Below are 11,129 nucleotides of genomic sequence, written 5' to 3' on the forward strand. Positions count from 1 at the left end.
GGATTTATGCCAAAGCGGTTTTAATTTCACTGGTTGCGATCACTCTTTCGCCACATTCGACTTTTGCCTCCACCAAGGTAACACCCATGATATCATGAAGAATCGTAACCGTTGTAACCAATTCCGAACCCAATTTGGGCAATTCGAAAATTTCGGCTTTTTTAATGGCGCCTATGTATCCTACAGGAGCAGGTTTATTTTTTAAATAGTAGGTATAGCCTTTGTGCATGGCCACGGTTTGGGCCATATTCTCGATCAGCCCAGGCTCCAAAAATAGTGCATCGACACAGAAAAGGTTTTCGCTTTTTACGGTCAGTCCCGATACAATTTTATATTCTGAAAAATGGTGCAACGTATCGACCATTACAAACGGATTTTTTTGGGGTATCAGTTCGATGATGAATTCCGAATCGGTAATTGGGGGTTGCAATCGTTCCATCTAATAGACGGTTAAATAAGCGTACATGTAGGAAAATCGGGCACTTTCCGGAACATGAAGCAAAATTCTGTCCCCTTTTTTCAAGTTTCCCGATGCTACAAGCTCTTCCAGCATCACATAAATGGAAGCGGCACCCACATTGCCTACCCGCTCAAGGTTCAAAAACCATTTTTCCCATGGCATGGGTATCCCTTGATTTTCCATTTCCTTGTACAGGCCTTCCTTAAAATAATACGAGGAGATGTGGGGCAAATAATAGTCTACGTCCCCTGGGCCTATGCCATGTTTTTCATACGCTTGTTTTAGGCTGTCCACTCCTTTGACCAAGATGTTGGCGCCCAATAAACGGGTGTCCTGTTTCATGGCAAATAGGGACATCTTTCCCCAATCCTCTGCGGGATATTCACTCCAGGGTTTTAGATTGCCATCCTCGGTTTTTTCGGCGCCAGCGTACATACATGCATCCATTTCGAACGCATACGAGTAACCCTCCATCCATTCGATTTTCAGGGGATTGGGTCCTTTTGGCTTACTTTCCAATAAGACGGCGCCCGCCCCATCGGAGAGCATCCATCTAAGGAATTCCTTGTTAAAGGCCAACATGGGATTGTCCTCCAATTCCTTTAAATGGGTGACCTCGTTTTCAAAAATATCGTTGGTCATCCAGGATGAGGTACGTTCGGAACCGGCACATACGGCATTTTCCACTTGTCCTGTCATTACGGAAAGATATCCGTACTTTAAGGCATTCATTCCGGAACAACATGCCCCGGAAGGCGAATTGATTTCCATGTTGCCATTTTTCAAATACCCGTGCACCATGGCCGCATGCGACGGCAATATTTGATCGGGACTGGAGGTGCCACAGGACAATAGTTGAATGTCCTTGGTGGTAAAACTCTCATCACACAGTTTCTCCACCACCTCTTTGGTCAGTTGTGCATTGTTATGGGTCGTATTGCCATGTTCATCAATGGCATAATACCGTTGTTTTATTTGATTGTTGCGTAGGACGATACGGCGAGCTTTGGAGGCCTTTCCGTCTATAACTCCCAGTTTTTTCTCCATTTCCTCATTGGATACGGGTTTATTGGGTAAAAATTTGGCAATTTTAGTTATAAATACGTCCTTCATCAATTCTCTTTTAACGCAACCGAGGAATAATAGATTTTATCCCTTTTCCTTCGTTTATAGCTCGGCAAATAAGTCAGCAAAAATACGACAAAAACTATAGGGGCTATGACCCAAATAGCAAATAACAAATAAATTTTGAAGAAACCAATCCATTTGAGGCGTTTGGGATTTCCGGGTTCTCCTTTCCTGATAATGTGGTTCGCCCATTTGGAAAAAAGTACGTTTCCCCTTTTATCGGTCATGATGAGAAAGGGATTTACCCTAACTCCGTTCAGGGCTAAAATTTCATTTTGAAGGGCGTCATAATTATTGGAAAGCAGGGCTTGCTTAATGGGAGCCCCAAACCGCTCCGCTTCTTTAATGTCCTTATCAGATACCCCGGGTTTTGGAAAAATACCCAAATACCGGTCCTTTCTGCCTGAAAACATCCAATGTGCAATGGTGATCACACTGATATGATTGATATTTCTATCTACAAGGGCGATATGCCCCACCAACTTCGCCCCTACATCAAGCAGCAGCTTCTTCATTTTTTCTTGGGCCATGATCCACATATTTCTACAGGCCACCACCGTAACCACTGGGGTGTCCTTAAGAAGTAATTTTGCATCGGCCGATTTTAGAAAGGAGTTTATGGGAATCGATGGGGTCAGATACCAGACCGGATAGCCTAAAATCACCAAATCGTACTTTTTGTCCAAGATCGTTTTGGATGGAGATTCAAAATCGGTTGGAATCTGAAGGAAAGATTCAGGAAAGCTATCATAGAATTTTTCCTTCTTCCAGGGAAAGTCGTATGCTGGTTTCGGCACTACTTCATAATAGGAAATACGAACGTTATCGCCTTGTATGTTTCTTGCGATATTTTCCAGTATGGTCAATAACTGTCCGGTCTGGGAATAATATATAATTAAAACTTCCTTCATTTCTTTAGACTGTCTTTCCAAAAGTCAAAATAATTGAACCATTGATAGGGATACCTTACTAAAATCCATTCCATGCTTTGGGTGAATTCACTTAGTAAGGCTTGTGGATCCCGTGCCTTGGCAACCGCTTGTTTTGCGTAAAGATGGTATTCTTTTTTTGGGCCTTTCAGGACATACACGAACAGTACGGGCACCTTTAAACGGGTGGCCAAAAGATAGGGGCCCAATGGAAATTCAGCTTCGGCACCCAAGAATTCCTGTTTTAGGGTCTTGGTGCCTGGAAGGTATCTGTCTCCCGTAAAAACGACCAGACCACCCTGTGCCAGGGCATTGTGTATTTCAAAGATGTGCGACATATCTTCTTGGACCACAATAAACTCCATGGAGGATTTTGATACAATGCCGTCCATATACTCTTTTATATTCTCATGTTCCGCATGTGTGGTCACCATGAAAATCTTTGAAATGGAATAACGATCCTCCAAAAAATAATGGGAAACCTCAAAGTTTCCAATATGTCCGCTTATTAAGATACCACCCTTGTTTTGTTTAAGCAACTCATCAATATGCTCCATTCCGTCATGGGTATATTGATATCTGTCCCTGAATTTTGTAGAAATGGCGACCCTGTCCGTCAACACCTTGCCCAGCATGTAATAGCTTTTGTAAATGGCGGCAATACTTTTTAACCCGGTGTATTTGAGTCTTCCATTGAAATAATAGAAAATGGACTTGGAGCTACTAAAGGAGAATAGGAAATAATACAGGACTACAAACCTCAGAATAAAATAGGCCGTGCCAATTCCAAAAGTGTTTAGGAAAAAGATATATAGCTTATAGCCTAGGACGGTACCTTTAGATTTTCCTTCCCACTCCGTCGCCATGTCTCTATCTTCTTTGGGATTTTATCGGCTCCGCCGAAGAATTTGATATCCCTTGGCTTGCCGCAAAATTGAGGTTCGGTTTCATATGAATGCCTCCGGGGCGAGCCCGGAGGTAGTTTGCTAATCCAGTTTTCGTTCTATAAGGTTGTAGAAATCCTGAAGGGTCACAACGTTGACAAAATCCTCACCAACCAATTTCACTCCAAAATTGCTTTCCACGGCGACCACCAAGTCCACAAAATCCAAGCTGTCCAGGCCAATCGTATCCTTTAGGTTTGCATTGGGTTCCAATGCTTCCTCCTCTACTTCAAAATCTTCTATCAAAAAGTCGTTTATCTTCTTGATAATGGTTTGTTTGGTCATCATTTTATCGGTCAACATTTTTTACGATAAGTGCGGAGTTTGTACCGCCAAATCCAAATGAATTGGACAAAAATACATCAATTTTTTTATCTATGGTTTTGTTGGCCAAGTTAAGTTTTGCCGAGACTTCATCGGGATTTTCAAGGTTAATGTTTGGAGCCACGAAGCTGTGCCGCATCATCAACATGGAATAAAGAACTTCACTGGCCCCGGCCATCCAACATTCGTGTCCCGTCATGGATTTTGTGGAACTTATCAAAGGGTTACTTTGACCAAATACTTCATAGAGCGCCTTTGCTTCGTTGGCATCCCCTACAGGCGTTGAGGTCGCATGGGCATTTATATAATCAATGGCAGCCGCATCGATGTTGGCATCCTTTAGGGCCTTTTGCATGGCCCTGGATGGGCCGTCTACATTGGGAGTGGATATGTGGTCCCCATTGGAAGAAAAGCCATAACCAATGACCTCACCTAAAATAGGGGCACCTCTTCTTACGGCACTCTCAAAACTTTCCAGGATAAGGGTGGCTGCACCACCACTGGGAATGAGTCCATTTCTGTCTTGGTCAAAAGGTCTGGAGGCCTTGGTAGGGTCGTCATCCCGCAAACCAAAAACACCCAAACCGTCAAAACTTGCCATAGAAATGTGGTTGGTTTCTTGTGCTCCCCCGGCGATTATACAATCTTGCAGCCCGCTTTTAATCAAATGATAGGCCAATCCAATGGAATGCGAACCACTGGCACAGGCTGCGCTTAGGGTTAGATTTATCCCCCTCAATTTAAAAATGGTGGAAAGGTTCATGGTTACCGTAGAGTTCATGGCCTTAAAAATGGCACCCGATCCTACAAGCGTTGTATCTTTTTTCTCTTTTATGGTGTCCACGGATTCCACCACGGACAGTGCCGTGCTATCGTTTCCAAAAATGATTCCAACTTCATTCTTCTCAAAAAAGTCTTCCGTGATTCCAGCGTTCTGCATGGCCTCGACCGTGGCGACGTAGGCATACCTGCTTTCCTCGCCCATGCTGATTCGCTGTCTTCGGGAGAGCATCATTTTTAGATCGGGATCTTCCAAAATACCGGTGAGGGGAGATCTAAAGCCAAACTCGGTTCGAACGGGGTCGATACCAATTCCGGATTTTCCTTGGTACAGGGACTCCTTGACTTCATCCAGATTCTTTCCTATACAGGAATATATGCCCATACCCGTAATTACGACTCGCTTCATCTGCCTCTGCGTTTTCAGTTCATCAGGAATAGATACCTCCGTTTATATTGATTACTTCGCCCGTAATATAGGATGTTTTGTCCGAAGCTAAAAATGACACGACATGGGCAACTTCCTCGGCCTTGCCAAATCTGTTAACAGGAATCATTTTTTTAAGCTCCGCTTCGTCCAATTCCTCGGTCATATCAGTTTCGATAAACCCAGGGGCAACTGCATTTACGGTGATTTTTCTCTTGGCAACTTCCTGTGCCAAGGCTTTTGTAGCTCCAATAACGGCACTCTTGGCGGCGGAATAATTTGTCTGGCCCGGGGTTCCCTTGAGTCCGGATACGGATACGATATTGATGATCCTGCCATATCTATTGGTAAGTAGTTTTTGGATAAGTGCATTGGTCACGTTGTAAAATCCGTTAAGACTGGTGTTTATAACCGATGACCAATCCTCCATCGGCATCCACATGAAGAGTCCGTCTTTTTTTATACCCGCATTATTGACCAATACCTCGATGATGGCATTTTTATTTTTTTCATGCCATTCGTCCAAGGCGTTTTTGACACCCTCGGAATCGGTTACGTTAAATTGCAGGATTTGCCCTGAGCCGCCTACTTCCTCTACCATAGTCAATGTTTCTTGAGCGGCTTTTTTGTTACTGTTGTAATTTATCAAAAGGTTATACTCCAAATCCTTTGCCAATTGAATACAAACGGCCCTTCCTATTCCCCTAGATCCACCTGTGACCAAGGCATATTTGATTTTTTCGGCTCCCATTAAATAACAAGCATTAATTTTTTACGAATGGCTCCGCATTTTGGTACCATTTGTTGCCCAAAAGCTCTCCTTTCGTGTTGAAAAAGCCCCATCCTTCTTTTGATTTTATTCGGGCGAAATCCCCTAAGAATCCCTTGTCGTTGTTGCCGGCCAAAAAGGCGAATCCCGCGGTGATGTCATATTCCATTGGGATAATAAGGTTTCCCTTGGTATCTATAAAACCCCAATCCTTATCTTTGACTGGGGCAAACCCGTTTTCTGAATAGATTTCAGCGTCCTTATATTGGAAATCGATGACCGTTTTTCCCTCTTGGTTAATATATCCCCAATCCTTATTTTCTACCACAGGTGCCAAGCCGTTTGAAAATGCTCTTGCTTTCTTATAAATCGGCTGAATCACCCATTCCCCTTTTGAATTCACGAAGCCTGTCAACTTATCCTTTCGGGCATAGGTTAGACCGGAGTTCCCATGAAAGTTCCACACTTTATCCGCACCTGCGATGACATTGAACGATCCGTTGTGAATAATTCCAAAATCGGCACCTTTTTTGCCATACACTCCGGCTTCGTTCCAAGTATTCCCAATTTCTTCGTACTCAACTGGGATGACCACTTTTCCTTTATTGTCTATCATTCCCCATAATTCCCCATTTTGAATCTTCGCATATCCATCCCTAAAGGATTGGATTTCGTCATAGGTAGGCTCTAGGACGATTTTTCCATCGGTGCCTATGAGACCTATCTTATCACCCTGACGGATAAAGGCCACGCCATCTTCAAAGTCATAGAATTTATCCGTGGAAGGAACTTCCAATTCCTTTCCGCTAGAATCGATGTACCTCCATCGGTCCTCTTTTAGAACCAGGGCATATCCGGAATTGAAATATTTGACCTTGTCGTAAATCGGTTCTATGGCCCAATCCCCACTGGTATTGATATATCCCCATAATTTGTCCTTTTCTACGGCCGCTAAGCCTTCCGAAAAGCTTTTGGCCCCTTCATATTGCGGTTGGATTACGTATTCGCCGGATTTGTTAATGTAGCCGAAGAGGTCGTTTTCACGAACCAGTGCCAATTCTTGGGCAAAAGAAATGACAAATGAAAATAGGGTCAATAGTGTTAAAAGTCGTTTCATGATTTCGTATTTTGATGGTTAATAATATAGCTCTTTACTTGATTTACATAAGGATACATGACGGTATCTTCTTTGAATGGGGGAACTATCTTACGAACCGCATCGTACATTTTTTTGGTTTTGGAAGAAACCTTATCGGCCACTCCAAGGTATTCGATCGCTTGAACGATCGTAATCATTTCTATGGCTACTACTTCATAGGCATTTTCGATTACTTTTTTGGTAATAAGGGCGGCATTGGTACCCATACTCACAATATCCTGATTGTCATTGTTATTTGGGATGCTGTGAACATACATGGGATTGGACAACATTTGATTTTCCGCGGTGGTAGAAGTTGCCGTAAATTGAACCCCTTGCATACCGAAATTTAATCCTAATGTACCTAAATTAACGAAAGGAGGCAAAATATTGTTCAATTTGGAATTTAGCAAATAATTAAGTTGTCGCTCCGCGAGCATGCTCATCTTAGTGACAACTATTTTTAACTTGTCCATTTCCAATGAAACGTAATCCCCATGGAAGTTTCCGCCGTGGTATACATGTTTCTTTTTCACATCCACAATGGGGTTGTCGTTGGCGGAATTTACTTCCTCGATTAAAATACGTTCCACTTCGTTGAGCGTATCCCAAACAGGCCCCAGTATTTGGGGAACACAACGAATGGAATAATATTCTTGGACCTTTTCCTCAAAGACCGATACTTCGCTACTGGAATTGTACAAGTGATGTTCGCGCTTGCGCGTTAGGGAACTATCTTTTAAATGACTCCGCATAGCGCGGGCAATTTCTTGTTGGCCTTTGTGTTTTTTGGTGCTGTTGAGCGCTTCGGACAAATGGTCGTCATAGGCTTGCATGATCTCATTTATGGCCGATGAACAGGAAATGGCCCATTCCAACAAGCGCCGGGTGTAAATCGTGTTTACGATACCAATTCCCGTCATTACTGAGGTTCCGTTCATAAGTCCCAAACCTTCCCTAAGGGCCACTTTTATGGGGCTGATGCCCTCCATTTCAAAGACCTCACTGGTAGGTCTTCTTTTCCCTTTGTAAAAGACCTCCCCTTCACCGATCAAGACCAGGGCCAAATGTGCCAATTGGACCAAATCACCGCTAGCTCCAACACCGCCATGTTCATAAATTAAGGGGACGATGTTTTTGTTGAGTAATTCTGCCATCACTTCAATAACCGAAACATGAACCCCGGAATTTCCCAAACTCAAGGTATTTAAACGGGCCAACATGGCCGCTCTAACATATTTTGGTTCAATGGGATTTCCCGTGCCGGAAGCATGGCTTCGTATTAAATTGTACTGTAGGTCCAGGGTCTGGGAATCCTTGATTTTGTATTGGGCCATGGGCCCAAAACCTGTATTTACCCCGTAGATGACCTTGTTTTTGGAAAATTTCTTTAAGAAATTATGACTTTCTTCTACAGTATCCAAAAGCTCCTTGGAAAGCGTAAGGGGCTTTTGATCAAAAATAATATCATAAAAATCCTGAATTCCTAGACTTCCTTTAATTTCTGGCATGTATGGTTGATTCTATAAGGTTTAAATAATACCTTTAGTCTATGTAATTGGTCTTGCAGAAGCAAATTTAAAATAATTAGTGAACTAGGTTCAGGATTGTTCTGGAAATCGTTTTTAGATGAAAAAAGAAAAAGTGGACGTATTGATAATAGGGGCGGGACCTTCCGGTTCCGTTGCGGCGGCCTATCTCTACAACGCGGGTTTTAAGGTGAAAGTAGTGGAGAAAAACAAGTTTCCAAGATTTGTTATCGGTGAAAGTTTGATCCCCAGATGTATGGACCATTTTGAGGCAGTTGGTCTTCTGGATTGCCTCAAGAAAAAGAAATTCGAGGTTAAAACCGGAGCCCGATTTTTACAGGGTCCTAAGGTGTGCGAATTTGATTTCAGTAAAAAGCATACCAAAGGTTGGGACTGGACTTGGCAGGTTCCCAGGGCGGAATTTGATAAGACCTTGACAGACGAACTGTTGTCACGTGGGGTCGATATCGAATTTGAAAAGGAAGTTTTGGCCGTCGATTTTAAGGAGGACCGTTCCGTAACCACAATTATGGATGAAGAAGGCAATTCTTCTGAAATCGAGGCAAAGTTTATCATAGATTCCAGTGGTTTCGGTCGGGTGCTCCCTAGATTGTTGGATTTGGAAAAACCATCGGAAATACCCAAGCACTCCTCCATTTTTACCCACGTGAAAGATGTTCGAAGACCTGAAGGCTGGGAGGGACATCGCATTACTTTCGATATTGTAAGCCAGGAAACCTGGCTATGGGTCATTCCTTTTTCCAATGGCTACACCAGTATAGGATATGTGGGCCCCACGGAGTATTTGGAATCCTTTGAGGGCACCAATGGGGAAAAGTTGCGGCAGATGATGAAATTAAGCGACCACTACCATGACAGGTTTGAAGGCCTGCCCTATGAATTTGAACCCAAAATGATTAAGAACATAGCCAAATCCGTCAAACAACTTTATGGTAAGGGCTATGTACTTACGGGCAATAGCGCGGAGTTTTTAGATCCCGTGTTCTCTTCTGGGGTAACGTTTGCAACGGAATCGGCACACTTATCGGCAAAATTAATTGCCAAAGAACTTAAAGGAGAGGAAGTGGACTGGGAAACCGAGTACTCCCAATATATGTTGGAAGGGGTGGATGTATTCTCTACCTATGTAAAGGAATGGTATACGGGCAACCTTCAAAAAATATTTTTTAACGATTCTGAGAATCCAGTAATCAAGGAACAAATCTGTTCCGTTTTAGCGGGCTATGTTTGGGACAAGACCAATCCGTTTGTGAAAAACCATCATCGTTTAGTGAAGGCGGTGGCCCATTTCACGGATTTGGAAAAGGAGAATGCCAGTCTTTCCTAATTTAAATCGGTACTTACAATAATCAATCATCAATAGTAGTAAATACCATCTGCCGGAACTTCCATCCGGTATCGTCATTAACGGATCCCTGTGTTTGCTTCATAATTATACCGATAACATTTTCCTTGGGATCCGCAAAATACTGGGTGTTGAAGTAGCCGCCCCAGCTGAAGGTACCCTCGCTTCCTTCGCCTCCGGCCATGGCACCTTTTTTGTTCACAATTTCAAACGCCAGTCCATAATCCTTGCCACCGTCCCAAATAGTGCCGATTTGATTGCTCAGGATGCTGTTGACGGTAGTTCTGCTAAGAAGTCGTTTTCCGTTCAGCTCGCCTCCATTTAGGTACATCTGTAAAAAATTGGCGTAATCCCTTGCCGTACTGGATAATCCTGCTCCGCCCGAAAAAAAGGTTCCTGGGCTGTTAGGGTAGTCAATATCGAAAACAGGGGTTTCAAAACGTTTCCATTTGTTCCCGTCCTTATGTTGAACGGCGACCAACCTATTTACTTTTTCCATTGGGAGGTAGAAATACGTGTCGTTCATTTGTAAGGGTTCAAAAATTCGGGTGCGCAAAAATGCATCAAATGGCATTCCTGAAACGATTTCGATAAAATATCCCAATACATCCAGACCTTCACTGTAGGTCCAGGCCTCGCCTGGTTCATGGTGCAGGGGTAGCGTGGCTAGTTTTTTTATATTCTCCCCGATACGAATTTTTTCTGATGTAAACGCGTCAATGATTCCGGCCTTCGCGTATATTTTGCGAAAACGGGCGTCACCGTCGATCATGCCATAGCCAATACCCGATGTATGTGTTATAAGATCTCTAATGGTAATTTGATTTTCCGCAGGTTTTGTGGTGTAGGTGGAATCGGCTTCGTTAAAGGTGTCCAGTATTTGAGCGGCCTCAAATTGCGGGATATATTTTGAAATGGGGTCGTCCAATTTAAACTTGCCCTCTTCCCAAAGCATCATCACGGCCGTGGCGGTAATGGCTTTTGTTTGGGAAGCTATCCTAAAAATGGCATCTTTTTCCATTTCCTCGCCTTTTTCGGTATTTGCCATACCGTAGGCCTTATGAAAGACGATTTTCCCATTTCTCGCAATGAGGGCAACGGCCCCCGGTAGATTGCCCTTTGAAATTTCGCTGCTTAACATCAAGTCGATCTTGTCCAATCGTTCTTGGGACATGCCTTGGGCAGATGGAGTGCCCTCAGTTAGTGTCGGACTATTTTGAATGGAATTTGTTTGTGCCGCTAGGCAAAGGGAATAAAGCAACAGAAGATGGGCTGCGAGGTTTTTCATTTTAAGGGTGTTTGGTATGATTTTTTTAAATGTAGTAAAAGTTTTTC

The 11,129-nt window shown here is 43.3% G+C and carries 11 protein-coding genes; 1 reads left to right on the top strand and 10 read right to left on the bottom strand.

The features are described from left to right. Nucleotides 1-4: 4 nt before the first annotated feature. The 9 genes from ACZ41C_RS08920 to flxA form a co-directional block, all read right to left on the bottom strand. Nucleotides 5-439: a hotdog family protein gene (locus ACZ41C_RS08920; protein ID WP_464560805.1), complete on the bottom strand. Its 435-nt coding sequence runs from the start codon at nucleotides 437-439 to the stop codon at nucleotides 5-7. After that, nucleotides 440-1,573: a dialkylresorcinol biosynthesis protein DarB gene (darB, locus tag ACZ41C_RS08925; RefSeq protein ID WP_464560807.1), complete on the bottom strand. Its 1,134-nt coding sequence runs from the start codon at nucleotides 1,571-1,573 to the stop codon at nucleotides 440-442. After that, nucleotides 1,573-2,499, bottom strand: a complete 927-nt coding sequence (locus ACZ41C_RS08930; RefSeq protein WP_464560809.1) for a flavodoxin family protein — start codon at nucleotides 2,497-2,499, stop codon at nucleotides 1,573-1,575. Before ACZ41C_RS08930 ends, darB begins: the two co-directional genes overlap by 1 nt. Next, entirely contained in the window at nucleotides 2,496-3,383 is an 888-nt protein-coding gene (locus tag ACZ41C_RS08935; RefSeq protein ID WP_464560811.1) for an LpxL/LpxP family acyltransferase, read from the bottom strand. Before ACZ41C_RS08935 ends, ACZ41C_RS08930 begins: the two co-directional genes overlap by 4 nt. A gap of 120 nt (nucleotides 3,384-3,503) precedes the next feature. Continuing rightward, a complete protein-coding gene (locus ACZ41C_RS08940; RefSeq protein ID WP_138258004.1) occupies nucleotides 3,504-3,746 on the bottom strand; it encodes an acyl carrier protein in 243 nt (80 codons plus the stop codon). A gap of 4 nt (nucleotides 3,747-3,750) precedes the next feature. Further along, a complete protein-coding gene (locus ACZ41C_RS08945) occupies nucleotides 3,751-4,974 on the bottom strand; it encodes a beta-ketoacyl-[acyl-carrier-protein] synthase family protein (protein WP_464560813.1) in 1,224 nt (407 codons plus the stop codon). A gap of 22 nt (nucleotides 4,975-4,996) precedes the next feature. Further along, nucleotides 4,997-5,728, bottom strand: coding sequence for a flexirubin biosynthesis SDR family reductase FlxB (gene flxB, locus ACZ41C_RS08950; RefSeq protein WP_464565740.1), 732 nt, complete (start codon nucleotides 5,726-5,728; stop codon nucleotides 4,997-4,999). Between the two features lie 28 nt (nucleotides 5,729-5,756). Next, the gene (locus tag ACZ41C_RS08955) at nucleotides 5,757-6,878 is read right to left on the bottom strand and encodes a WG repeat-containing protein (RefSeq protein WP_464560815.1); all 1,122 of its coding nucleotides are present in this window, start codon (nucleotides 6,876-6,878) and stop codon (nucleotides 5,757-5,759) included. Next, nucleotides 6,875-8,410 carry a flexirubin biosynthesis tyrosine ammonia-lyase FlxA gene (gene flxA, locus ACZ41C_RS08960; protein ID WP_464560817.1) on the bottom strand — a complete coding sequence of 512 codons (1,536 nt, stop codon included), beginning with the start codon at nucleotides 8,408-8,410 and terminating at the stop codon, nucleotides 6,875-6,877. Before flxA ends, ACZ41C_RS08955 begins: the two co-directional genes overlap by 4 nt. Before the next feature lie 118 nt (nucleotides 8,411-8,528). On the opposite strand from flxA, the gene ACZ41C_RS08965 reads away from it, so the two are divergent. Further along, on the top strand, nucleotides 8,529-9,776 hold the full coding sequence (locus ACZ41C_RS08965; protein ID WP_464560819.1) for an NAD(P)/FAD-dependent oxidoreductase: 1,248 nt from the start codon (nucleotides 8,529-8,531) through the stop codon (nucleotides 9,774-9,776). 22 nt (nucleotides 9,777-9,798) lie between these two features. Here ACZ41C_RS08965 and ACZ41C_RS08970 read toward each other — a convergent pair whose 3' ends face one another. After that, nucleotides 9,799-11,082, bottom strand: a complete 1,284-nt coding sequence (locus ACZ41C_RS08970; protein WP_464560821.1) for a serine hydrolase domain-containing protein — start codon at nucleotides 11,080-11,082, stop codon at nucleotides 9,799-9,801. Nucleotides 11,083-11,129: the final 47 nt, after the last annotated feature.

This window comes from Maribacter sp. C-4077, from assembly GCF_055378385.1.

What these genes read in the sequence shown, in the direction of transcription:
- ACZ41C_RS08920 (WP_464560805.1), bottom strand. Translation starts at nt 439, where the DNA reads ATGGAACGATTGCAACCCCCAATTACCGATTCGGAATTCATCATCGAA.
- darB (WP_464560807.1), bottom strand. Translation starts at nt 1,573, where the DNA reads ATGAAGGACGTATTTATAACTAAAATTGCCAAATTTTTACCCAATAAA.
- ACZ41C_RS08930 (WP_464560809.1), bottom strand. Translation starts at nt 2,499, where the DNA reads ATGAAGGAAGTTTTAATTATATATTATTCCCAGACCGGACAGTTATTG.
- ACZ41C_RS08935 (WP_464560811.1), bottom strand. Translation starts at nt 3,383, where the DNA reads ATGGCGACGGAGTGGGAAGGAAAATCTAAAGGTACCGTCCTAGGCTAT.
- ACZ41C_RS08940 (WP_138258004.1), bottom strand. Translation starts at nt 3,746, where the DNA reads ATGACCAAACAAACCATTATCAAGAAGATAAACGACTTTTTGATAGAA.
- ACZ41C_RS08945 (WP_464560813.1), bottom strand. Translation starts at nt 4,974, where the DNA reads ATGAAGCGAGTCGTAATTACGGGTATGGGCATATATTCCTGTATAGGA.
- ACZ41C_RS08955 (WP_464560815.1), bottom strand. Translation starts at nt 6,878, where the DNA reads ATGAAACGACTTTTAACACTATTGACCCTATTTTCATTTGTCATTTCT.
- flxA (WP_464560817.1), bottom strand. Translation starts at nt 8,410, where the DNA reads ATGCCAGAAATTAAAGGAAGTCTAGGAATTCAGGATTTTTATGATATT.
- ACZ41C_RS08965 (WP_464560819.1), top strand. Translation starts at nt 8,529, where the DNA reads ATGAAAAAAGAAAAAGTGGACGTATTGATAATAGGGGCGGGACCTTCC.
- ACZ41C_RS08970 (WP_464560821.1), bottom strand. Translation starts at nt 11,082, where the DNA reads ATGAAAAACCTCGCAGCCCATCTTCTGTTGCTTTATTCCCTTTGCCTA.